This window comes from Bacillus cereus group sp. MYBK227-1, from assembly GCF_051916325.1.
Lineage (GTDB): Bacteria > Bacillota > Bacilli > Bacillales > Bacillaceae_G > Bacillus_A > Bacillus_A cereus.
The window spans coordinates 12709-38560 of sequence record NZ_JBQAGK010000011.1; the positions used below are offsets into that span (position 1 = coordinate 12709).

The following is a 25852-nucleotide window of genomic DNA, read 5'->3' on the forward strand; positions in this document are numbered from 1 at the left end:
TCACTTTTATTTTACTCTTGCTTAATTATATGTCAAACTTCGTTGATTAGTATGTATGTTCAATCACCGATATTAAACAATGAAACAGAGTCGACATTAGAATTTCATTTCCTAAAGTCGACTCTGTTTCATTTAAACTATAAATTTCACTTTACGTTTTTAAATTCATATACTTCCGAATTCTAGCAACGTCTAAAGAATATTCGATAACTAATTGCTGTAACGGTAAAATAACTGTGTCCGGATATAAATGTGCATATTGTAATGTTTCTGCATATTTTTCTAACCTTTTTTCTAAATACTTTATTATTTGATCAGGATGACTTACTAATAAACATTTACAATAATAATGGATTTGTTCCTCAATCGCCGTGTATTCTTCAATTTCATATTCTTTATGCATGTGTACACCCCTTTAAGTTTTTTATATGAATTACTTATCACAATTTTCACTCGACAAATTTTAAGTTTTTTGATTATTTACACTATAACAAACACTGAGGGTCAAATTTTGTTACTTTATGTAACGTAGAAAATTTTTAACAAAATTGTAATGTTTACTCCTGCAAAATACAGAAAGCCCCTTTACTCATTTTTGTATAAAAAAAATCGTACAGCTTAATTTAGCTGCACGACTACAATTTCTGGCCTATTCAAAATCCTTTGCGGAATGATACTATTTCCTAATCCTCTACTCACTACCATTGATGTATTTTGTTCTACATATAAACCCGCTGTATATTTAGGTAAAACACCTTGATTTGGCGCAACTAATCCTCCGATAAATGGCAATCTAACTTGCCCTCCATGAGCATGTCCCGATAAAACCAAATCCAACCGCTCATTCGTATATTCCTTTATAAATTCAGGCCTGTGGGATAATAATACATTATATCTATCTGGCTGCATTTCAATTTTTGCTTTTTTAATTTCATCTATTATAATATTTCCTTCATCACGGTTTCCAGTACCAAACTCTGGATCATCAATACCTAGCAAGTTTATCTCTTGCTCACCCTTTCGAATGCCTACATGTTCATTCCTTAAAACATTGACACCATATTTCTTCAACTCTTTTTCTAAACTGTTATACTTTCCAGACCATTGTTCATGGTTTCCTGTCACAAAATATACAGGATACTTCTTTACCATTTCTCGTATTAATTGCATACTAACTTCTGCATCGTATGATTTACTGTCAATTAAATCACCCGTAATTGCAATAATATCTGGGTCTATACTTTTCATTTTTTGAATTAACACATCTTGATTATCGCCAAATTTTTTATTGTGTAAGTCTGAAATTTGTAGAATTTTATACCCTTTAAAAGAGGATGGTATTTTACTAGAGGTTATTTTAATCTCAGTTATACTTATTAAATTGTTCTGTAAATATAAAAAGATTGTAAAACCTACTAATATACAAATAATCATTACAATTCTATTAATCTTCTTTTTCATATTTTCTCCTTTACATTCTCATCAAACACTTCTATATGCTAACTGAATTATATTATACTTTCTTGAAATTTATTTAAATTAATAAAATAATACAGTACATGAAATTTCATATGAGATATGTCATATATATTCGTTATATTTTTACTTTTACCTTTTTAATAATAAGAATACAAAAACGACTCTTATCACACGAAAAGAGTCGTTTTCTAACTTTATACTTTTAATACTTTCATGTTAAAAATGCGAAAACTAAAATACTATTACCTAAGAGCCTTAACTATAACTTTAGTTGCCTCTGCAATGAGTTGATTATCATAAGTTGCCTCTTTCTCATCTTTACTAGATAAAATTGCGATGATAATTGGTGCTCTATTTGGAGGCCAAACGATAGCAATATCATTTCTTGTCCCGTAACTGCCAGCACCTGATTTATCTCCAACTACCCAGTCAGTTGGTACGCCTGCACGAATAAGTTTGTCTCCTGTAGCATTTCCTTTCATCCACTCTGTAAGAATTTTACGTTTTTCAGCAGGAAGTGCATTTCCGACCGTAAAAGCTTTAAGATTCGTAGCAATAGCTTTCGCTGTACTAGTGTCACGAATGTCTCCTGGAATAGCTTCGTTTAATTCTGTTTCAAAGCGATCAGACATAGTAATCCGATCCCCCATATGCCTAAGCGCTTTTTCATATCCTTTAGGTCCTCCTATTTTATTAAATAAAATGTTCCCTGCAGTATTATCACTTGAACGAACAGCTGCCTCAGCAATTTCTCCTAGTTTCATTCCAGTATCTACATGTTTCTCTGTAACAGGTGAATAATCCACTAAGTCTTCTTTCGTATATGTGATTACTTCATTTAATGAATCAATTGAGTTTTGCTGTAGTAATACTCCTGCTGCTAAAGCCTTGTAGGTTGATGCGAAGGCAAATCTTTCGTTAGATCGATAAGAGATTGTTTGATTTGTACCAGTATCAATCGCATATACACCTAATCGAGCATCAAATTTTTTCTCAAGTTGAGAGAACTCTTTATGCGTCGCCTGATTTTTATGTTTCACTTGTCCAGTCTTTTCTTTCGCTTCAACTTGCAGTGCCCCTCCTGTAAAAGCTTCTAGGCTTGTAATACTTAAACCTAATATACCAACGCATATTCCTATTTTTAGCATCCTCTTATTTTTCAAAATCATCATTCCTTCCAAATTTTTAGTACCTTTTTATACGTACACATAATAGACAATCACCGAACCAAATTTGTTCCATAAACTGAAAAAAATTTTATAGCTAGTATGAGAGTTATTAACAAAATAAGAGATAGTAGCTATGATCGCCGCTATCTCTTATTTCACATTTCATTTTTTCTTATAAATGGCTTTATACAAACAGGTTCTCTTCCCTGAGAAAAGTATCTTAATTTTGCTTAGAACTACCTGTACTAGTAGCTTCACCATGTATACGTTGCTGTTTTAAATCAAAGTATACATCTAATACTTCCTTTCCAATTATAGAATTAATTCCATTTTTATCATCATGAAGCCATGGAACTACTACGGAAAATGCTACTTCTGGATTATCATATGGAGCATATCCAACTAACGTTAAGTTGTAGCATTCCATACGTTCTCCTTTTGCATTTCTACCAATCGGGTCATCTCCACCATATACAGTTTGGGCTGTTCCTGTCTTTCCTGCTGGTTTATATGGCGCGTTTTTGAAATATTTCACGCCAGTTCCATCACCTTCTTGGAATACCCATCTAAACCCTTCTTTTATCCGATCAATATGTTCTTTCTTCATATCAATTCGATTTAATACGACAGGCTCTATGGAACGTATAACTTTGCCAACCTCTTCTTTTATTGATTGTTCTCGTATTTCTTGTACAATTTGAGGTTGCATTCTATAACCACCATTCGCAATCGTTGAAATATATTGCGCTAATTGCAACGGCGTATACGTATCATACTGACCGATAGAAAAATCTAGTAAAAACCCAGGTTGACTATCTACTTTTCTCGTTTGTCCAATTATTTCATTCGGTAAATCAATACCTGTTGGGACACCTAAACCAAATTGCTTGAAATAATAGCGCATCGTATCAAATGCTCCTTGTTTAATATCCAATGAGCCATTTGGTACGTAATTGACTCCCGCAATTTTTAAAGCTGTCTGGAACATGTATACATTTGAAGATACTTGTAAAGCTCGTAAATCATTAATATTACCAAATCCGGATACATTCCACGATTTTTTAGCTTGTGTACCTTTAAATTTCATCGGCGCGTCATAAAATTGATCTCCTGGATGTATTGCCCCTGTCTCATATCCAGTTAATAAAGTAGCACCTTTTACAGCTGACCCTAGCTCATACGAAGTTGTCATGTTACCTAACGCCAAATCCTCAACCTCTATTTTCCCTTCTTTTTCTACAATCTTTTTGCCTGCCATAGATAAAATTTGTCCGTTATTTGGATTTGTCATGACAACAAAAGCTCGATCGAGCAGTGGCTCTGAACTCTTAAAAGCTCTCAAGTTTTTCTCTATACTTTCTTCCACTTTCTTTTGTAATTCCATATCAATCGTTAATGTTAAACTATTACCACTTTTTCCTTTAGAGATTATTTCTGTGCTAACAATGTTTCCTGATTTATCAGTAATATTTTTCACTTCTTCTTTCGTGCCGTGTAATACATCTTCATATCGTTGTTCAATATAACTTTTTCCAACACGATCATTACGGTTATATCCACGTACTAAATAAGAATCTAAATTTTCTTTCGGTAATCCTTCTTCACTACTCGTAATATTTCCTAATATAGAACGAAATAAATTACCATTTACATAATTACGTTCCCAATCAACAGTGGCATCTACTCCTGGAAAATCTCCAAGATTTTCGCTTATCCGCGCATACTCTTCATCTGTTACATCTTTTTTTATAATTTGTGGTGTTAGTTGATAACCTGAACTCATTTTACTTTTAATAGCTAACACCTTTAAATCTTGTGCTGTTAATTCTGCTAATTCTACCTCTGTAACGCGACCTCGTCTTAAGTCTTCTATTTTTTTATCTAACTCTTTCCCCTCTATACCCTTTTCTTTAAACTTTTCTATATCTTTCTTAGTAATCTTTGTCTCCGCACGTTTCGAATTCAACTGCATCCAAAAATCTTTTTTATCGATATCGGTTAATTTATTTATGTCTTGTTCGGGCATTTCAAGTACTTCCGCCAAGTCTTTTGCTGTTTTTAAAACAGCTTCACTCGTAATCCCCTTTACCCTTGTATACGTAATTGTGCGAAGAGGTTTATTATTAACGACTGTTTTCCCTTCTCGATCTAAAATTTGTCCACGTGGAACTGGAATACTAGTTATTGCATTTTGACTACTTTCCACTTGGTTCCTATAAGCCTCTCCCTCCACAATTTGTACTTTCCCTAGCTGCATAATAATAGCTGAGAATAGTAAAAATATGCAAAGGAACATAATATTTAACCGAATAGATATATATGTCTTCTGTTTCTTTCCTTTTTGTTCTTTCATAAATCCTCCATATAATTCTTCCGGAACTCCTCACTAATACTTAAACGTTCCCTATATATTTGAAACCATTATTCGGTTATAAATAGTGTCTTATCTTTTTTTCTAAATCTTTGTAAGTATTAATTCCTTTTTGTATAGCCGCGTAATTGATAAATCTCCCTTCCTTTTTTCTCACTTGTTTTTTGTCGCTTGCAATGTGACTCATATTATATTTTACACATAGGCTTGCTAGTAACTTTTCATATTGATTATTCCTTTCTTCATGCTGTAATACTTAATAGACAACCTAAACAATACAGTTGTTCCACATTTACAAAAAAAATAATTAAATATAAGATGAAGTAAGCTACATAAGGGAGGGTTATATGTTACATACAAAAAGATGGAGATTATTTGCGGTTCTTTCTATTGTAGGTTTGATTTTACTAATTTTATTAAAAATCAACTTCATTTCAATTACTATCGCAACTTCTTCAGCTGAAAGAGGAAAGATTTTTGATCGAAATGGTGCAATACTAGCTACAAATAAGAAAGCTAAGTCTCTATATTGCACTTCTAATGATGAAAAGCTATCGAAACAAGATACATCAAGCACATTAGCTTTTTTTAATCAATTTTCAAGCGAGTTTCAACATGATATTTCTACAGAGAACATAAAATCTCAATTACAACAATCTTGTAAAAAGCAGACTATGAATGATATACCGTTATACTCTGATATAACTGAGAATGAACTTGCATTCATAAACAAAAACAAACCCAATAATGTAATAATTAAAGATGAATGGATTCGATATTATCCTAAACACGAAATTGGTTCACAAGTAATTGGGTATGTAGAAAATGACCTTAATTCAAAGCATATGGCTGTTGGAAAAAGCGGGATTGAGCTGCAATATGAAAATGATTTAAAAGGAAAACCAGGTAAAACTCTTATTTTTAAATTGAATAATAAAAAGTTCTTATGGAACATTCAAAAAGTACAAAAAGGAAAAGATGTACGGCTAGCTTTAGACTCTGAGTTGCAGCAAAAGGCAGAAGAAGCATTAAGATCGCAAATTAAGAAAACACCTGATGCTAAAGCTGGTTATGCTGTAGTGAGCGATGCAAAAACTGGCGCGATTTTAACTATGGTCAACTCGACAGTTTTTGATCCAAATATATTAAATACACATGTATCTTCTAGAAAAGAAAATATTAAATCTCTTTCGCAAAATAAAGCGATTCAAAAATTAAAGTATGGTGAATCTTATGTAAATATGGCTTCTACTATAAAACCACTTACTATTTTAATTGGATTAAACGAAAAACTTTTTCAACCCGAAGATACTTATTTAGATAAAGGTACTTTTCAGTATGATAATCAAAATAACATTACGAATGCACCTGGAACACCAACAGGTGAGATTACACCGAGGCAGGCTATCATTAATTCATCTAACACATTTATGACAGCAAAAGTAGCTCTACCATTATTTAACCAAAATAATGGAAATGTAGAAAAAGTGGCACATATATGGACAGATTATTTAATGCAATTCGGCCTACGTTCTAAAACCGGGATTGATTTACCCTTTGAAGAAGACGGTCAGTATGAATTCCATCCTTCTAATAAGTTTGAAAATGGAATCTCCGCTTTATTAAATGCCTCGTGGGGCGGAAATGAAGTGCATACTCCTCTTCAACTCGCTCAATATGCAGCAACATTGGCAAGTAAAGGTGATAAATATAAACCTCAAATCGTAAGTGCGATTATTGGTCAAGATGGTAAGGAAACCAAAAAGTTTAAAACCATTTTAGAAAGTTCAAATCGTTACCCGATGAACTTTTGGAGTGTCGTGCAAGGTGGAATGAGTCAAAATATAGAGGAAATTAAAAAGTTGCCCTTTGACGTCGCAGGTAAAACAGGTATTACAGGTTTTCCAAATGAGCAAGAAAGAATGATAAATCATTCTCTTTTCATTGCATATGCTCCTACTGAAGATCCACAAATTGCCGTTTCTGTCGTTATTCCTGGCAGTAATTCCGAAAAAAACATTGCCGCTCTCGTTACATCAGAAATTTTAGAGTACTGGAATACTCTTCAAAAAGAGAATAAAAACAAAGAGGAAGGTTCATTAAAGTGAACCTTCCTCTTTTACCATATAGAATCTATATTTATTATTTTCCATATACCTTCATTATTCTTTTCGAACATAAATGAATATTTAATATCAGTTAAAATGTACTCTTTCTGTACATATCCAGTATTACCGTTAATTGTCGATATTTTTATATATTCATCATTCTGCACTTTTTCTGGAATCCAAGCTTTTACCATTTCATTAGATACTTCATATAAAACTTGTGATTCTCGCTTTGGTTCTGCTAAAATTTTTGTTTTATTTCCAGTAACAGTTGCATATATAAAATGTGCTTGCTTTGGTTGGTTACTTTCCGTCAATCCACTTGGTACTTTATATACTTGCTTTGTATCATTTCCAAACTCTCCCCCCATTGTAAGGGCGACTTGCAACTCATGAAAAATATCTTCATCAAACTTCAGTTCATCCTTCTTATAACTCTTCCCTTTAAATAGAACTTCATCATTTAACGCTTTGTACAGGTCATTTTCATTTTTTGAGTTCGTACTTTGATATAGTTCATTCATAAATTGTTTTAATGATGGATCTTGAGCAGACTCATCTTTTGTTTTAGGCTTAATTTGAGTACTACTTTGTACTGGTGATTTATTATCATCAAGCCAAGGTTGTTGAACAATAAAAAATAACATTGTACAAACTAAAACAACTACAATAGGTAATGCTTTTTTACGAAATGGTCTTTTATGTTTTACAAAATCCACTTCATTATTTTCGTATATAGACTGCTTTATTTTAGAAATAAATTCTTCTTCATCTTTACGATTCTCCATTGGGCCTTTTTTTATTTTTCTATACCAGTCAGGATTTTGTTTATTGTTCATCACTACTACCCTCCCCTATTAATTTTGAAACCTTACTTCTCGCTCTACTTAATCTCGATTTTACAGTTCCAATGGATACTCCTAATGTTTCAGCCATTTCTTCATATGATAATTCATATTTTGCGTCCAATATAATTATTTCACGGTGCTTTTTAGGTAGTTTTAATACAACCTTCCACACCTCTTTCATCTCTTCTTGGTTAAAAAATTCTTGTTCTGCTGACAGGGATTGCTTATCGTCACTAAAAAATCCTATTAAAGATATCCTTTTAAAATAGGAGGATTTCAAATAGTTTATTGCCGTATTTCTTGTGATTTTTAAAATCCACGTTTTAATAGATGACTCCTTTCGAAATGAATTCCAATTTTTAAACACCTTTATAAATACATCTTGCGTGATATCATCTGATAAGTGTGGATCTTTCGTAATAATAAATGAATAATTCCATACATCTTGCCAATAGTCTTTTATAACATAGTCCAGCTCATCATGATTACACTTTTCAATAAACGTCTGTTCCATTTCCACACCTCAAACTTATTTGAATAAACATAAAAACTGCCCTCACTTTTATTATGGTTTCAATATATAGACAAGATACAAGTTTCATTTGTTCCATTGTTTATCTTTTTTCAAGCAGAATAATACTACTAAAAAACAAGTAAAGCATACAATGATAAAATTCTACTCATGAAAATCTGTTTTTTGAATTTAACGTAACACTCCACTTGTCCATTTCAACTTGCTATACTCTTCTATTTACCATTAGCAATGCCAACTTTTCAGAAATGAAAATTAAGATAAGGTATTAACTTTCTAGAGTCGCAACAAAAAAGCATTCTCGATTAGAAAGAATGCTTTTTCGAAATTTCATTGCTCTATATTTTCCCCAATTTATATCTTTGAGTTAAGCAAACATGTAATAAATGTAGTCAAAAAATTCACCTTATAATTAAGTATTATTTCTGAAATACATGTTTTACTTTTTCACCTGGAACGTTACTTCCCCCTCTTCCTTTTACATCTTCAATCATCATTGTAACAATCATGTCTGGCGCATTTGCATCGAAAGCTGCGAACCATCCCAGTTCTTTTCCGTCTGCTTCTTTCGACTCTTTCAGTTCTGCTGTACCAGTTTTACCAGCAAGCGTTACACCATCAACCTTTGCAATTCTCCCTGCACCATCAGGGTCATTAATGACTTTGATTAATGCACTCTTTAATATTTCTTGATTCTTTTTAGAAACCACATTTTCTTTCCAATTCCCTGCTACTTTTGCTTCTTTTAAAAGATGTGGCGACGGAATATTCCCTTCATTCACAATCGGTGCATATGTTAATGCTAAATGAAGTGGTGTCATTAATACTTGTCCTTGTCCATAGCCTGTGTCTGCTAGTTGGATATCGTTTCTTATCCCATCTCTTGCAATGATTGAAATAGGAAATTCGTATTCGATTAGTAATTTTTCATGAAAACCGTATTTCTTCAGTTCATTTACATACTGATCTTTTCCTATTTTCAAAGCTTGTTGAGCAAAATAAATATTATCAGAGTACTTCATTGCCTTATCAAAATCAATTGGACTTGCATCCTTTACACGCGTTACATAGTAATTTCCCCAAGATGAATCTTTTGTCCACTTCAATCCTTGAATTTTAAATTCTTCCTTCGGATTTATTGTGTTTGTTTCCAAACCAATTGCACCTGTGATCGTTTTAAATACGGAACCTGGTACAAATGCTTGTGTAAAGCGATTCGTCATTGGTAGTTTCGAGTCGTTACTCCATGCTTCTCGTTGGGCTTTCGATGCTCCTCTAACTATTATATTTGGATTATAAGCAGGGCTACTTACAAGTGCGATTGTTTCACCTGTTTTAGGATTGACCGCTGCACTAGACCCTGCTTCAGTTTTCATCTCATTAAAGATTTTTTCTTGAATTGCAGCATCAATTGTTAACGTAACATTTTCTCCTTCTTTTGCTTCTTTTTTTGCTACGTTTTTAATCTCTTTCCCCTTCTCATCTTCTATAAATACGCGTCCACCCTTTTCACCACGCAATTTATTTTCTAACACTTTCTCTAAACCAGTCTTACCTACTAAATCATCTGCTTGATAACCTTGTTTTTGAAGTGATTTTAACTCCTCCGCATTCACCTTTCCTATATATCCAGTTAAGTGTGCCGCTGCTTCACCTAATGGATACGTACGAATATTTACTGGGTGAGATGAAACTCCTTCTAATTCAATATAATCATTCTGTCTGGTTCCCTCTTTTAAAATGCCAATTGGTACAAAGGAGTCTGGTTTTATCCATTTCGCTGTGAGCTTTTGTTCGACCTCTTCTATAGACATATCAAGTAATTGTGCTACTATTTCTTTCGTTTGCGCTGCTGTTTCGCCTAGTTTCTCTGGAATAATTCCAACCTCAGTCGCTTTACCATTCGTTGCAAGCCCTTTTCCATTTCGATCATATATTTCTCCGCGTTTTCCTTGCTCTATTTGCATACGTACTTTGTAATCTTTTTTCATACCTGGGAAGATGAAGTCTGGTGTCCAATCTATTTCCCAAGACTCTTTATCTTTCACAAGTTTTGCTTCATGGATGAATGAAACTGGTCCTACATCCGTATCCATCTTAACTTCAAAAAGAAAAAGCTCTTTATCTTTCGTATTCTCTCCTTTCATTTTAACTTTTAAATTATTAGCTCCAATCCCCTCATAGATTTTTTGATATTTTTCTGTGAATTCTTTTTTAGAAATCGATTTTTTGGCATGGTCTGATAAATGATCATACATATTTGCAAATTTTCTATCATTCCATAAATTGATATATTCTTCAAATGCTTGTTTTGGTGGTTCGTTTTTATTACATCCTACCAACAAAACTGCGAAACAAACGAAAAGCAGCATCCATAATTTTTTCAATTCAATCTTCTCCCTTAGTTAAAAATGATGATTCCTTTCGTAATTTATTTAATAAAAAATGTTTTAACGCTTAATAGACAGTGTAAGTAATGACATTGTTCCATATTTACAAAAAAATTAATATCTATGTTCATTTTAATACAAAAAAGGCAGGCATAAATATATGCCTGCCTTCCGTTCCCAAAATCAATTACACCCTAAAACAACGTGTGGTTAACCAAATCCAGATACTCTTCTACACCCTATTTTTTACTTTTCTAAAATAATTCCTGCTATTTCATTAGCATATTTTTTAGAGTCAAATCCATCATAGTTACTTAGTACTACAACAGTCAAATATTCTTTTGGAAACCGCATGAAGTATGAACGATAACCTGCCCAGCTACCTGAATGTTCCAAGTATCGACAGTTAAAACCTTCTGCAAGCCTTAGCCCAAAAGCATAATCTTCATTGTCAATAATCGTTTCCCTAGTTGGAGAAATTTCCGGACCTATTTCGCTCATTCTTTTAACAAGTTCTTTTCCGCCAACGGTACCTGTAGTTAAATTTTCTCCCCACTTTACCAGGTCTTCGACTGTTGCATGAACTGCCCCATCACCTGTATGTTCCCAAGGGCTTTCATAGACCATATATGCTCCTTGTTCATTCTTTGAATACCCCCTAGCAATTGATATAGTAGTTGGGTAGCAATCTACAATTGTTGTGTCTTTCATATTTAAAGAATCAAAAATACGTTCTTTTGCAAACTGACGTAAAGACTTCCCGCTTACCTTCTCTACCACCAATGACAATAAAAAATATCCTGTATTGCTATACTCAAATTTTGTGCCAACAGGGAACCTTGCAATTTGATGACCATTAAGGTGTTTTAGCGATTGTTCCACAGTTAATATATCAGTAAATTCAATATTTTCCGCATGAGCCAATTCCATATAATCAACTAGTCCGCCAGTATGATGAATTAGATGCCTCAATGTTACTGGTTCAGCATATGTTCCTATAGAAGGGACAAACTTTACAATTGAATCATCTAAACTCAATCTTCCCTCTTGTTCTAAGAGTAATATAGAAAACGCTGTAAATTGTTTAGAAACTGAGGCGATATTAAAAACGCTCTTTGTGGTTATCGGTAGATTTTCCTCTATAGAAGCTAAGCCAACTGCACCTTTATACGTTACTCCGCTATCAAAACTGGCCATATATGCAAAGCCAGGAACTTTTGGTGAAAACTTTTTTAATAATTGTTTAATCAATGTATGCGTCTTTTCATTATATGTATTATTCACCTTAATCACATCCCCTTCTCTTTGAATGGTTAGGAATACAATAAAAAATACTATATATATAAAATGTCAAATTCTCCTTTCAAAATTTAAACTTTTTAATGCATTATGCCAAGTACTAAAGGAAAGCAAAAATTATTAAAGAAATTAATAGTCTACCTTAGGATTGCTCTTAACAGGTTAAAAGCTTTTACAAACAAATTTTAGCAAACAATGTCTTCCCCCTCTTTTTTTATGACAGTTTTTTGATTGGAATGAAAGCCAATAGAATTAATTATTGAAATATACAAAAAATCTTAATATAAACAATATTTTACAGCGCTTCTTCTATAACGTAAATATTCATTTTACTTTATTTTCCACATAACAAAATATTCTACTTGAGAAATTATTGTTCCATGAAAATTTTTTCCTTTTCACCAAATGGAAGAAGAATCCTGACTGTTAGCGCTTTTCGTATTACTCAAACCTGATAACAAGCATGCGTTCTCCGTCAAGTGTACTTCAGCAAAAGTACTAAATCCTGGAGTGTCACCTGTATGCCTCCCAATCGGAACACAGGTTGGAAGCTTAGTTTCATCCTTATAAATAAAAAAATAGGGGGAGCCTATCGTGACAGACTCCTCCTAAAATACAACTCTCGTATACATATCGGAAATGAATTTATTTTACTAATAGTGAATATTCACCATTTTTATCATCAAATTTATGCACATTCAGATAATATTTCCCTGGTTTCGCTACGAATTTTCCCTTTATAGTATTTCCTTCATCTTCACCACAAGCTACATAATTTTGCATATCTGATTCATGATAAAGTACCCATGTCATCCCAATATTTTGTTCATTTACCACAGAAATCTCTACTTCTTTTGGATCTGTAACATTAAACGTATAAACATCTGTTTGATCAGGAGTAACCAGATTTCCTTTTACAAGCGTATTAAACGGGAGTATCTTCTCTTCTTCAAGGGACCCGCCTGTTTGCGGATCTTGTTTTACAGTAACTTTTGTCTGTTCTATACTTTCTTTTCCTCTACTATCTTTCACAGTTAGTTCCACAGTATATGTTCCTTTTTCTCCATATATGTGGGTAGGATTCGCTTTTGTACTTGTTATACCATCCCCAAAGTTCCATAGATAAGAAATAACTTTTCCATTTTCACTTGTTGTACCATTGCTATGGAATTGAATTTCTTCATTTACTATCCCGCTGTATGGTCCATTCATATTTACTATAGTAGTCGTTTTTTCTTTTTCCTCTGTCGCAACACCATGGAAAACAATATCATATTCAAATTGATTAGCTGCATTCACACGATAGTTTACAAAATAGGCTGTAACTGTTTTATAACCGCTCCACCCTTTTTGGGATAACTGCTCTAAAGTTTGATTTACTTGTTTACTCATCGTTTTCCAATCTTCAGACTCACCTTTTGATATCCCACCAACGTACGTGCCTTCCACGCTAAATGTGTTAAAGAATTGCGACTCATGTTTTGTAATTTTTGCATCTTTTATATTTGCTACATCTACAATTTCGTTTTTCACTTCAGCTAACGGCTTTGGTGCGTGTTGAATTAAATAATCATTTGTTACTTGAGGTACATTATATTTACCTTGATTATCAGTCAACTGCTGCATATATGCTTGATATTCTGCATTCAATTGTGTATTTTTGCTTAATAATTCACGATACGCATCATAATTTTTCACATCGTTTGCACGGATTAAATCTTGAAGCTTATCAAATGTATCAAATTGATGATTATACAAATAAGACTGTAGTGCAAAGGAATACTTATAAAAATCCCAAGATCCATATTTGGCGAACAAAGTTTGCTTTGCTGTATAACGGCTTGCTGGATCAGATGATAAGCCACTTATTATACTTTTACGTGGAACAACATTGTTTGTACGTGTAGATCCTGCAAAAAATTCTGCATTCCCTTCTTGGAACCAAGTTAACCGTTCATTTTGATACATTTCTCCGCTTCCAAATAAACCAGGAACCTCATATCTTCCTTGTAAATAATGAGTGAATTCATGACGGAACAACTCTTCTAAACTATAAATACTCTGCTTTGGCGTACGCTCATATGTAAAGAAAGTCCCCTTCTCTTCAATATAAATTCCACCGTTGTTTGTTTCATATCCATATAATTGTCTATTTAATTGATATTCATCTGGATTATTATAAATTACTATTGTTAGTACATCATCAGCATTACCCGGTTCTAGTGCTTTATCATTTCCAATTACACGGTGATATTGTGCTTTTACTTCCTTGGCTGCCCAATATAATCTCTTAATTTTTTCTTCTGTTACTTTATCTCCCGTCTTAAAGACAATAGATCCGTCATCAAATATAATTTTTTTCAAATACGTAGAAATATGGTTTAACCAGTAATCAATGATCAGATCTTCTTAACTTAAGTAAACCTAAATCTATTTGTCTCCATACAGAAAGAGATAAATAGTTTTGTTCCTATTCATGAAATAGTACAATATATGCAAAATTACATATCTAATTAATTGCTTTTAATGTTATATTTTAATAGCGATGAATGCTATTATTTCATAAGTTGTCAACAAGCGTTATGTATGTATGAGAAAAAGGAAGGAGCCAAATAGGCCCCTTCCTTTTTCTACTAATTAACTAAATTACTCTCTGGTAAAAATTTAAATAGTAATGCTCATTTACAGGCGTCTCATTATGCATTAAACATGCTAACTTAGCTTGCTGTCGGAAAAAATAAAAACGATAGCATTAAGTTATTAAGAGACAAAAATTCATCAACACGAAGACAGATTTGTCTTGGCTAGATAAATTTGGTGATAAATACAGGAAGTAACTCTTACGATTCAATGATTCTTTTTCCTGCCTTCTACCCTTGCCACTTCTGTTTCATGACTTGTAAATAGAGATCTTCAAACTCGTTAAAATGGACGCGAAAAACACCTAATGTATCGATATAAGCAGAAATCACATCTTTTTCATTAAAATGGATACCTTCCTGTGCTAAGTCATAGCTATCATTAAGGCTGTATAAATCAAAATATTCTTCTTCCCAATACAGGCCTCTATTTACTAGTAATCGAGTAGAGCAAGTAATAGCTTGTTTAATATTCCATTTCTGAACTACTAACTTTTCATTTAAGACTGAAAGAAGGATGTTTACCGAGGGGTTTTCATCAACTATGCGGCTATATGACAGTAAAGCCGATTCTATATATATCAGCTTTGCTTTAGACATTAAAGATATCTCCATAATTTCATATGGCGGGTGATCATTTGCTTCAATCAACCTATCGCACCATGAAATAACCTCCTCTCTATTCCAAAGTCCGCAGCCTAGTCCTAATGCATACAAGTGGGATAAAGTTTGATAAGATTTCAATATGGTTCACCTTCAATTTAACTGTATAGTGGTATTGCATTCATTTTGGAAATAATCACGCTTAGTAATAAATATAATAAGCTGCCCAAACGGACAGCTTATTTGCATTAAAAACGCTACACATGAACTTTTTCTTTTTTTCGACGCACAAGCCACCAAACTAAAGATAGCAGTACTAGGGGAAACGGAAATATCTGAATAAACAAAAATACTTCCCAAAAATCGTGCATCGTACTACCAGGGGAATCTGTTGCCATCCCGCCAATAAAAAAAGACAATGGAATGACAAGTATATTTATACCTAAGCTAATCATTAGGAATGATAGATTTTTCTTCCAGATTACTGGTAATGCAGCCGCGATTAATAAAACCAATGCAGTACCCAGTATAAGAAACAGTGCTCCAAATAAAAATACAAAGTATAAAATAGCATTGATTAAAGGTTCCACAATAGCCCTCCTAAGGATTCATTCTATAGAAACACTCATGTTATTTAGAAAGTCAGGATGCTATACCTCTTAGTTGTCTTTCAATTTCTTCATCGCCATAGTCTTCATTTATCTGCTTAGAATACTTAATCTACTTGCTTATATTCTGGACTGCGTTAGGACATATGTTTCTATTGTACAACCAGCTAGCAAGAAACCCACACTTATCCCTGCTAATACGGTACCTTTAAAGGCTCTGTTCATATTCATTTGCCCCTTTTATCTTTTCGTATTTTTTCTCCATCCATAGACAGTCCATTATGAACGTTTTCATTATAAGTATTGTCTGCTCCTTACTATCTGTTTCGGCCCTGATTCTTCTCGTTTACCGTTTCAGTATTACGCTTCAATTCGCATTATCATCACATAAAAAGGACATACCTATTCATATATATACCTTTATTATTTTATATTGAAATAAATAATGGTTCAAAGTTATTTTGTGAAAATTATACAAAAATTAACAATTCATCAATTACCCAACAATAGATAATATGGATAAAGAAAAAATACTAGAGAATATCACATTGTAGTAGTCTCTAGTATCTTTTCATAGTATTTTAGCGGCTATGCAATACGGAGGGATAAAAAAGGACCTCTTACGGAAAGATAAGAGGTCATCAAAAAGATAAAAATGTTGTATTTGAAACACGCGAGTTTCTAATTCACATCATAACACAATATATTTGTATATTCAATATATACATTAAAGATAAAGAATATTACATCATTGAAGATTACGGTGAACCAGGAGATAGTGTTGAAAATGAACCTACTTTGCGCAACATTTTCCCGAAAAAGTATGCGGATGTAGCACCTGCTAAGACATTTTGAATAATCTTTGCAGCTGCTACATCAACGGGTAATTTATTGTATTTCCAATCTAGAGAATCAATTGTCCAATCCCATACTTTTAAAACTAGTGAAATAGATCTTTTTAATTACATACTTAATTTATTTTTTAATGTCCAATATTTTTCTCCATTAGCTTCAAAAGAGAATTCTACCCATCCATTCGGATCTTCACGATAAATAAAGATGGTTGTTCCAGGAGTTACTGTACCAACTTTATTCTCCTCGACAGCTACATCTGGTCTACTTTTAATTTTTAAATTAAATGGATAAGGTACCTGATAGTAAGTAGCTGATGATACAACATTTGAGCTTGAACCGTCTGCATACATTTTATATGGAATTTCATTAGATAACGCGTCGACATCTAATGTTTCAGGATTCTTTGGTAATTTTTTTGCATATGTATAGTCTTCTACACGAAACGGTTTAATACGTTCCATAATACCCGCAATTTTCTTAGCCCAGCCTTTATCTGATGCATATTTCACGTTCATGCCAGTTAATGTTGACCCGTTATAATACATACCACTTTCTTCTAAATATCTTTCTCGTACATAATTAGCGTTATAAGCAATACTATCGCCGTAGCTTGGTAAATATTTCGCATATTTAAACGGATCTCCATCATATGCACGTAGACCGAATAAATTATGTTTTTGATATGCGATTTCTGATTTTCCGTATCCAGATTCTAAAATCGCATGCGCCGCTAAATAATGAGCACTCACGCCATATTGATTTTGCGCATTGATAAAATCTTGTCCATGTCCAACTAAGGGACTATCTGAATGATATTTTGCAATAAAACTATCAATCTCTTGAGCTGTAATTTTCGAAGCCACTGTTAAATTTAAATCTTCATATGAGGTAGCAGTAATAACCTCTTTTTCATCGTTTAAATTTTGTTGTAACATATCTGTTTTTGCAGTAAGTTGAGCAGCTTCAGCACGTGTTATAAATCTATTTGGTTGCCAACCGTTCTCGGTACCATTAGAAATTTTTAAATCTATTAAAATATTGGCATGTTTTTCTCCCCAATGCCCTTTTAAATCTTCAAATCTAACCTGCTCGTTATGATTTGCTGTGCTTTGTAGTTTATATGCATTTACTAGCATGGTAGCCATAGCAGCACGAGTTACTTTTCCGGATGGATTAAAGATTCCATTACCTTCACCTTTAACAATACCAGCTTTTTCAGCAGCAGCAATATAAGGAGTAGCCCAGTGGTTTTGTGAATCTGTAAAAGATGGTTTTGCATTAGGGTCAATTTTTATACCTAAAACTTTTGTCATAATTTTTGTAGCCGAAGCTCTGTCTAAGGAGTCATTTGAACCAAAAGTTCCATCTGGATAACCATTTAATACCTGTTTATCAACTAAATAGTTAACGGATTTATCAGCCCATGTAGGAACATCAGGGAATTTATGAGTATCTGCTAAAATATTAGAAGAATAGGATAATATAGCTCCTGCAAGGATACCTGTTGCAATTAATTTGTGCTTCATTAAAATAAACACCTCTACCATTGTATTTATCAAATTGAGATTTTCTATTTTTATATTTACATGTTTGTAATAATAATAAAATCGTATTATCACGCATTCAATTTGATGTAACGAGTATAGTTACTTATATACACAAGTGTCAATGAATTTCTTTTACAAAAATACATAATATTTACATGATTTTATAATTGACTTATGTATAAATTTTGTAAAGGACCTTTTGATAGATTTTACCTGAAGAAATCTCTTTAGTTGTTAATTTGCCAATCTTTCTCGTTTACTATTAATCAATTAAAAAAAGAATTTTTTGTTTGAAAATCTTAAGTTGATGGATGTGTGAACGTACCGCTACTAAAATTCTTGCTTTTAATTTATTATTACTGTATTATATTTACGTATCAATATAAGGATTATATTATATAAAAAGGAATCAAGTCTATAAGTAAGATTTAAATCCTTTTCCAATTCAAAAAGATTTTGCCAAAATCTAATATAATTTATGCTTATCTTTTTAGTATGTATCTAGTAAAAACATATTTTTTATCCATAGAATTCTGTTTTCAATGATATGAATTAGTGTTCTAAACAAGGAATCCTACAAAGTGATCTGAAAAACCTGAGAGATATTGTATGTAGTTTGCTCATCTCCAGGTACTACAATAAAAGAGCCTTACCTCTCTAGGCAAGACTCTACTAGTTTAGTTGTATACTATTTACATGATAACTAAGAAACAGAAAACATATAACACCAAATAACAGCACCCTATTACTCCTCCTACAGCTAATACCTGTTTAACCCAACTCTTAAATTTTTGATTACTGTAAATCGCTTGCACTCTTTCCATATTTCCTCCTATTAAGGAGAACCCTTAAAGACTCTCACCTCGCTATAGTACCATTAAAAAATGAATAATAGAGATCTAATGTATAAATATGCAATATTGCATACGGAAATGTATTGTTATTATTGTAAGCGCTTACTATAATAAAGTTATAAAGATTTATTACATCTTAATACGAAAAAGAGGAGAGAATAATATGGAAATCGCAATGGCAGTTTTAAAATTTATAGGTGGAGCAATCCCATTAATTCAAGAACTACTAAAAGCATTTATGTAAATTCACTATTTAGCAATTATTTATAAAAATTATTATACAAATGATCTGTATATCAAAAATGAATTGGTTTACAGATCATTTGCGTGATCAAGGTCCCTTTAACATGACTAATGGGCCTTTTTAAAATTTTTAAATAATTAAGGTTACGTCACATCACCATCAAGTTAGCAAAATAAAACGAAACTTTAACTTGATGGTGATGGGGTAACAGTTGTGATTTAGAGATAAGATCAGATTATACAAAGTTTTGCACGTCAGCGATACCGGAAATAAACTTCGCCTTTAGTAGCAAGAATCCCCAATAAAGATAGTCAACTTGCCTATTTAGGAATAAGAGTGTCAATTTAAATAATGCATTCTGAAACACTACTCTTCTTCTAAAATAGCGTAATAATATTCATCCCACCATTCATTCCCATGTGGTATACACTTCCTGAAATAGCCTTCTCTTCTCATTCCAATCTTCTCCATTACTCGATATGATGGGGTATTTTGTGGCTGACATGTAGCTATAATCCTATGTAATTTCATTTCCTTAAAGCCATATTCCAATGTAGCTTGTGCTGCTTCAGAAGCATATCCTTTATTGAAATATTTAGGATTGAACACCCAACCAATCTCATATGTATGCTCACCAAAATATTTATGAAAAACTATATGACCAATCAGAATATCTTTATGAATTAATACTACAGGAAAGTTCTTAGCGTTTTCACCAATGTTTTCATTCACAAAGTTTCTTGTATTTTCTTCAGTAAAAACCCCTTCAGGTATGTATTTCATAACATTGATATCTGATGCATACTCATGAACAGCTTGCCAATCTTTGAACTCAAATTTCCGTATTAATAATCTTTCTGTTTTTATAAACATTTACTTTTCCCCCTCAAAAAATTGCAACTATATTTTAAATCCACATTTAACCCTTAAAACAAAAAGAACTTGTAGGACTCTCTACAAGTTCTTTTTGTTTTAAGGTGAATATACGAGCCAAACAAACTATCTTACAGATTGACTGTAGAAACTTTAGGGGTAATGCTTTGACAAATATATTATATAACAAATATTAACATCCACAGGATTTATTTTTGAAAATTATGTGAATTAAGAAAGGAAGTAGTTTTTTCTTAGCTATTATTATTATTATTAACTGACGGTATCATTATATTTTATTCTGCAACTTATTTAGAAGAGCTATGTACATTTCGAAGAAGTTCTTCAATAAGTTTTGTTTTTTCATTTACCTTTGTGGCATATGTGAAATCACCATAACAATATGGATACCTAAAATTATTTTTATTTCCACCACAAGTATACATCGCTGGATTTTGATCAACTTTCATCTTAGAAAACTTTTTGGCTGAATCCTCCGAGTGTTGTTTAACTTCTTGACTAGCAACAAAATCAATATAACCTGGCCCCATATTATAGCTTTGAATAATTGTATCCATGCTAACATCCTTGTCCGTTCCATATTTGTACATTTTAGCAAAGTGTTTTACCCCTTGTTCAATGCTCAAGCTTGTCTCTTGAATTTCATTTGGCTTTAATCCAAGTGATTCAGATGACTGCATAGGATCGTTTCCCTCACCTCTACTCTCTTGATACATAATTCCTAATAAAATTGGTGTTTTCTCTCCTAAATTATATTTTTCTAATTCTTTTTTTAAGGTAGACTCATATTGCAATACACGTTTTTCGGTGGCTTGCGCTTTATTTTGTTGAATATTGGTTTTATGATTAAAATATAGCATTCCAAGTATTATTACTAAGCCTAAAATACTAATAAGGAACACTTTTATAATTTGTTTTTTACTTGTATCCTTCATATATTCCTCCTCGTATAAAAAATTTAATTTTTCAAAGGTAATTGGTTATTTACAAACTATGTAATGAACATCTATCTCCCGCCCTTTTTAGACTCAAACATCAATACTTTAAGGTTTTAAGTTTAATATAAAAATTTAAAGATAAGGTAAAGATAAGATAAAGATAAAATAAAGGGTATTTTTTAGCGTACTTTAAAAGATATTGCTACAAAGGGATATATGGGACAACTTGTTGATATGAATGGATTTAGTGATAATTGAAAGGTTATTGTACAAGTTATTAATTATGGAGACATCATTCCAGAAGATTTAATCCATCTTTTCAATATGCTTTATATAAAAACCACAACATAACATATAATAAAAAACGGCGAACCCTCCACCTAGGAGAATCCACCATCACAAATAACTAATTATTTCACACCTAGTTTTTTTGCTTTCTTAGGGATCCCGTCTTCCAGCACTTCCTCTCAAGCTGTTACACCTGGAATATGATGTGATTGCATTTGAAACAGGGCTTTGGGAAGCAGCAGCTGTTCAGCAAAATTTTGATAACTCAACCGCTACAGAAGCGATGAAACAATCCTTATACTCTGTATGGAAAACTGAGGAACTTGAACAATTATTTACCTATATGAAAGAACAAAAAGAAAAAGGAAAGCCACTCACATTAGCTGGTTTTGATATGAATTTGTTTTATAGATCTTCATTCCGCTCTTATGCAAAAGAATGGTTGCAAAAAGTAAATCCTGAAGTAAAGAGTGAATTTGATACAGCAGTGTCAGAGTTGATTGAACTGGATAGGTATTACAATAAAAATAAAACATATCCCTATGATCGGTTTAAAATGGAGATACAGCCCGTAATTAACAAGTTTGAAAAGGTTAGAATGTTTATTCAGAATCATAAATCTGAATTGATTCAAGTTACACCACATCCTACGTATGATGTGAAAGTCAGAGGTGGCATCTCCTCACCTAACCTGACAGACTATTCTTTTTATATCCGAGATCAAAAAATGGCACAAAACTTCGCATGGCTAACTGAAATGCAGTATGGAAACAAACTGGCCCCCTTTAACAAGTAATAATTTGTTCTGCACCCATGTTGATAATTCTTCTGGTAATCGGAATGTAACGGAACCATGTTGCTCTTTTATAATGACATAGGGATTGCGGAATTCTTCTTGAATGCCGATTCCAATCACTTGATACAATTTCCTGCACTGACTCGGAAACAATATATTTGGAATGTCTAATGATTCAATTTCATGAAAAGAATGACGGAATCTCACATCCATTGCAAATACCATCACACCAACTCCCAGCTATACGTAAAACACAATTAGTATACCGATGAGATCTATGTTACGTGCAGAAATCCCCGTTTTCTCCCCAGACTTATCTACAAGAATAAAAAAGGAATGACAAGATATGTTCTCTTTTCACTATTTGTTTTCTACACTTTTAATTCCAATATTTCTAGATGCTGAATAGATCCGCCCCCTGGCAGGTAGACATCTTCCTCCTTCAGCAGGTATACGGAACTTTCCGTTTCTACTAGTGATGGAAGATTGCGCACGCCAAATAATAATACTTTTCCCCTATTGCCCAAATGACGTGGGGTATGCATGGAAATCGTAAGGTTGTTTATGCATGTAATTGTTCCTGTTCTTAAACATTTTCGGGTATCTATTTTTATTATGTTTTGCTTTTGTAGTATTTCTTATTTTTATTGTTTGATTGTTATGACTGGCATTTGCTCGTTTTCGGAAATTTCACTGTAACCAAAATAAAGTAGAAAAAACAATAAAATAATTGTCCAAATAAATATAAACACTTTATAACTATACTTCATATGAAAAACCTCATTTTCCCTATATAAGTGAATGTACATACACCCTATAAATCTAATTACATAAATTATCGGATGTTTTAGTAGTAGAGAATCATTAAGTATTAGGAATTGTTATTCGTAAACATATCCAAGAATTCTTCAAAAAAATATCATCTAGGCATTTTAACATTTCATCAAAATGCACAGATAATATTTTGTACGTTTAGCTTGGTAATGCTTTTTATGTAATGAATTCTTACCTCTATTTCACCTTAATGTTTATATGTACAAGAGTCTGTGTAGCAATTAGACTGTACTTTAAATATGTACTCAATTGTGTGTGGGAAAGGAAGCACATTTTATTTAAAGTGGTTACTTTAAAGCCCTTAATTAGTTGGTAGTCTTCTTCATTCAGACAAAAAGGAAATTTAAAGTGTGCACGTACTTTCAACTCAGACTTTTTACTACACACACTCCTATACACATAACAATATTTATATTTTTTTGTAACATTACGGAAATAACAAGAAATAATACCGAAACATTTATGATATATTGTAACAACTTAGTAACATTACTGTAACATAACGTGTATAATCGCACAATACTTTTTAACTGAAAATCAATAAATTTATGTAAGCACCCATAACGTATTACATATTGTTTGTGAAACCTTTTAATGAACAAGTATAAGTGGATGGCGGGAATTGAACCCACATCAGAGGTTCTGGAGGCCCCTGTTTTACCCTTAAATTATACCCCCTCGTGGTCGGAATGACAGGACTTGAACCCGCACATTCAACGGCTACTAGATCCACAATCTAGCAAGTCTAGCATTTCGCCACAAACTCCATAAAAATAGAAAAAGACCACCGAATGTACTCGATTGTCTTTTTGCCATGCATATCTGCACAAGAAGTGTATACTTCAAACCCTTTAATATTTTTAGCTATGAGCATACTTATAAAACTCTAAAAACTATTTGATAATCTTTTAGAATCTAACTTTCTTTTAATACTATTTGCTATTTCTTCAATATTTTCATTTAGAAAGAAATGATTACCTTCAAAAGAATGAAAAGTACACGTTTTACTTGTGTATCGTTCCCATTTTATTACTTGATCATATGTAGTAAATTCATCATTTTCCCCATTAAATATAAGAAAATCAATATCACATGGTTGTGTATTTTTGTCATGAATATACGTCTCAACGATTTTAAAATCTGCTCTTAGAATAGGGAGAAAGATCTCCATTAATTCTTCTGATTGCAGTACCCCAGATGGTGTACCTCCCATTGCAATAACTTCTCTTTTAAATTGCTCATTAGAAAGATTATGTCGGATATTTTTTATTTTACTATTTGGATGATTTCTACCGGACAAAACAAGAAATTCAGGCGATACGTTTTTAGAATCTTTTATTTTTCTGGCTACTTCATAGGCGATCAAACTTCCCATGCTATGCCCGAATAGAATGTAGGGCGAATCATCTATCTGCATAACTATTTTATTGTAGACATCATTTACTGCCTCTTCCATACTTTGGTACAAGTTTTCTTCAATTCTATATCCTCTACCAGCTAACTCTACCGGGACTACCTCAATATATGGATTAAAGTGATTTTTCCATTTTGCGTAACTAAACGCAGATCCCCCAGCATGTGGAAAGCAAAAAAGTTTAGTCTTCTGCATTGATTTTCTCCTTACTTTCAAATTTGTATATATTTTGGAAAATTGCATAAATGTCTTTAATTATTATCTCTTGCGGAAATTCATCCCTTGTTGCACAAGCAGATAACTTATAATTTGGATCAATGTTATATTGTTTAAAGTAAAAGTTTTTAGGTATATTCTTGTATGAAATTAAAGTTCGTGATTCTTTTTTTATAGAGAATGAATTTAATGGGGTATAAAGCCCTTTTCCAATCGTTTTTATATAGCTTTCTTTTAATGTCCATAAATCAAAAAAACAAATAATTTGTTCATCAGAATTCATATTAGATATATCATAAAATTCATCCGCTGAAAAAAATTCTTTTGCTAATTTAAGAGCCTCTATCTCTGAAATCTTTTCTATATCAATACCCACATTAAAATTAGCAGTAGTACAAACCACCCATTCTCCTGAATGTGACAGATTAAAATGAAAGTCAGAAAAATTTTCAACAAAAGGTTTTCCATACTCATTATATTTAAATCTAATTTCTTCATTATTAATTTTATACTTTTGGCAGATTAGAGATCGGATTAGTAAATCCCCTATCAGGGTCCTATTAACGTCGCATGAGTTTAATAAACGCTTTATTCGTTCTTTCTTCTCATTTGAAACCAAGTTACTAAGTTGCTTAAACAAATGACTTTCAATATTCTTTGGTATTTTCACAGCTTGAATGTGTATGATAAATCACTTCCTTTTTTAAAAGATGGCTTCATATATGTGCGTTACATAAATTCAAATTAACTTTATTAAATTGCAAATACAATAGAAAAGGTGCATATTTACATATCAATGAAAATATGCACCTTTCCTCAGTAATATCATCAGGCATTCGCTTCTATTACAAAGATTTCTATGTCTCTACCAATTACTTTTTACATTATCCTCTTAAAAAGTAATACTCTTGATATATTCATTATTG

General features: G+C 32.4%; 19 protein-coding genes and 3 pseudogenes. 4 read left to right on the plus strand and 18 right to left on the minus strand.

Annotated elements, in window-relative coordinates:
• Positions 1–151: 151 nt before the first annotated feature.
• From ACTFRM_RS28360 to ACTFRM_RS28375, 4 genes are all read right to left on the minus strand, one after another.
• Positions 152–403, minus strand: coding sequence for a hypothetical protein (locus ACTFRM_RS28360; RefSeq protein ID WP_000548621.1), 252 nt, complete (start codon positions 401–403; stop codon positions 152–154).
• A 215-nt stretch (positions 404–618) separates the two neighbouring features.
• Positions 619–1461: a metallophosphoesterase gene (locus tag ACTFRM_RS28365; RefSeq protein ID WP_000727181.1), complete on the minus strand. Its 843-nt coding sequence runs from the start codon at positions 1459–1461 to the stop codon at positions 619–621.
• A gap of 260 nt (positions 1462–1721) precedes the next feature.
• Positions 1722–2648: a class A beta-lactamase Bla1 gene (gene bla / locus ACTFRM_RS28370; protein ID WP_002164538.1), complete on the minus strand. Its 927-nt coding sequence runs from the start codon at positions 2646–2648 to the stop codon at positions 1722–1724.
• Positions 2649–2868: 220 nt separating this feature from the next.
• Entirely contained in the window at positions 2869–5001 is a 2133-nt protein-coding gene (locus tag ACTFRM_RS28375; protein WP_000662981.1) for a peptidoglycan D,D-transpeptidase FtsI family protein, read from the minus strand.
• A gap of 365 nt (positions 5002–5366) precedes the next feature.
• On the opposite strand from ACTFRM_RS28375, the gene ACTFRM_RS28380 reads away from it, so the two are divergent.
• Positions 5367–7127: a peptidoglycan D,D-transpeptidase FtsI family protein gene (locus ACTFRM_RS28380; RefSeq protein WP_000903362.1), complete on the plus strand. Its 1761-nt coding sequence runs from the start codon at positions 5367–5369 to the stop codon at positions 7125–7127.
• Positions 7128–7138: 11 nt separating this feature from the next.
• On the opposite strand, the gene ACTFRM_RS28385 is transcribed toward ACTFRM_RS28380, so the two are convergent.
• From ACTFRM_RS28385 to ACTFRM_RS28415, 7 genes and pseudogenes are all read right to left on the minus strand, one after another.
• Positions 7139–7966 carry an SH3 domain-containing protein gene (locus ACTFRM_RS28385; RefSeq protein ID WP_440043808.1) on the minus strand — a complete coding sequence of 276 codons (828 nt, stop codon included), beginning with the start codon at positions 7964–7966 and terminating at the stop codon, positions 7139–7141.
• Entirely contained in the window at positions 7956–8489 is a 534-nt protein-coding gene (locus ACTFRM_RS28390; RefSeq protein ID WP_173600795.1) for an RNA polymerase sigma factor, read from the minus strand. The genes ACTFRM_RS28385 and ACTFRM_RS28390 overlap by 11 nt, the downstream gene beginning before the upstream one ends.
• A gap of 437 nt (positions 8490–8926) precedes the next feature.
• Complete coding sequence (locus ACTFRM_RS28395; protein WP_000737757.1) at positions 8927–10894, minus strand: penicillin-binding transpeptidase domain-containing protein; 1968 nt, start codon at positions 10892–10894, stop codon at positions 8927–8929.
• 249 nt (positions 10895–11143) lie between these two features.
• Positions 11144–12181: a serine hydrolase domain-containing protein gene (locus ACTFRM_RS28400; protein WP_001066665.1), complete on the minus strand. Its 1038-nt coding sequence runs from the start codon at positions 12179–12181 to the stop codon at positions 11144–11146.
• 660 nt (positions 12182–12841) lie between these two features.
• Positions 12842–14557 (minus strand): annotated as a pseudogene (gene colA, locus ACTFRM_RS28405) (collagenase ColA); the annotation flags it as partial.
• A 509-nt stretch (positions 14558–15066) separates the two neighbouring features.
• A complete protein-coding gene (locus ACTFRM_RS28410) occupies positions 15067–15579 on the minus strand; it encodes a protein kinase (protein ID WP_440043809.1) in 513 nt (170 codons plus the stop codon).
• A 116-nt stretch (positions 15580–15695) separates the two neighbouring features.
• Positions 15696–16028, minus strand: a complete 333-nt coding sequence (locus ACTFRM_RS28415) for a hypothetical protein (protein WP_000433519.1) — start codon at positions 16026–16028, stop codon at positions 15696–15698.
• 747 nt (positions 16029–16775) lie between these two features.
• Between ACTFRM_RS28415 and ACTFRM_RS28420 the strand changes: the two are divergent.
• Positions 16776–16883: pseudogene (locus ACTFRM_RS28420) on the plus strand (peptidase M56); the annotation flags it as partial.
• On the opposite strand, the pseudogene ACTFRM_RS28425 reads toward ACTFRM_RS28420, so the two are convergent.
• Together ACTFRM_RS28425 and ACTFRM_RS28430 are read right to left on the minus strand one after the other, a co-directional pair.
• Positions 16871–16984, minus strand: a pseudogene (locus ACTFRM_RS28425) (polysaccharide deacetylase); the annotation flags it as partial. The pseudogenes ACTFRM_RS28420 and ACTFRM_RS28425 sit on opposite strands and share 13 nt — an antisense overlap.
• Before the next feature lie 24 nt (positions 16985–17008).
• Positions 17009–18427: an S-layer homology domain-containing protein gene (locus tag ACTFRM_RS28430; RefSeq protein WP_000680975.1), complete on the minus strand. Its 1419-nt coding sequence runs from the start codon at positions 18425–18427 to the stop codon at positions 17009–17011.
• A gap of 933 nt (positions 18428–19360) precedes the next feature.
• On the opposite strand from ACTFRM_RS28430, the gene ACTFRM_RS28435 reads away from it, so the two are divergent.
• Positions 19361–19546 (plus strand): hypothetical protein, encoded by a 186-nt coding sequence (locus tag ACTFRM_RS28435; RefSeq protein WP_001987408.1) that lies wholly within the window; start codon positions 19361–19363, stop codon positions 19544–19546.
• Between the two features lie 366 nt (positions 19547–19912).
• Here ACTFRM_RS28435 and ACTFRM_RS28440 read toward each other — a convergent pair whose 3' ends face one another.
• Positions 19913–20419, minus strand: coding sequence for a GNAT family N-acetyltransferase (locus ACTFRM_RS28440; RefSeq protein WP_440043810.1), 507 nt, complete (start codon positions 20417–20419; stop codon positions 19913–19915).
• Positions 20420–20727: 308 nt separating this feature from the next.
• Positions 20728–21375 (minus strand): lysozyme family protein, encoded by a 648-nt coding sequence (locus tag ACTFRM_RS28445; protein WP_000655735.1) that lies wholly within the window; start codon positions 21373–21375, stop codon positions 20728–20730.
• A gap of 496 nt (positions 21376–21871) precedes the next feature.
• Between ACTFRM_RS28445 and ACTFRM_RS28450 the strand changes: the two genes are divergently transcribed.
• A complete protein-coding gene (locus tag ACTFRM_RS28450) occupies positions 21872–22462 on the plus strand; it encodes an erythromycin esterase family protein (protein ID WP_002042143.1) in 591 nt (196 codons plus the stop codon).
• On the opposite strand, the gene ACTFRM_RS28455 is transcribed toward ACTFRM_RS28450, so the two are convergent.
• The 3 genes from ACTFRM_RS28455 to ACTFRM_RS28465 form a co-directional block, all read right to left on the minus strand.
• A complete protein-coding gene (locus ACTFRM_RS28455) occupies positions 22415–22687 on the minus strand; it encodes a hypothetical protein (RefSeq protein WP_002164541.1) in 273 nt (90 codons plus the stop codon). The genes ACTFRM_RS28450 and ACTFRM_RS28455 overlap by 48 nt on opposite strands.
• Before the next feature lie 1495 nt (positions 22688–24182).
• Positions 24183–24905, minus strand: a complete 723-nt coding sequence (locus ACTFRM_RS28460; RefSeq protein WP_001172944.1) for a thioesterase II family protein — start codon at positions 24903–24905, stop codon at positions 24183–24185.
• Positions 24892–25596, minus strand: coding sequence for a 4'-phosphopantetheinyl transferase family protein (locus ACTFRM_RS28465; RefSeq protein WP_440043811.1), 705 nt, complete (start codon positions 25594–25596; stop codon positions 24892–24894). Before ACTFRM_RS28465 ends, ACTFRM_RS28460 begins: the two co-directional genes overlap by 14 nt.
• Positions 25597–25852 lie beyond the last annotated feature (256 nt).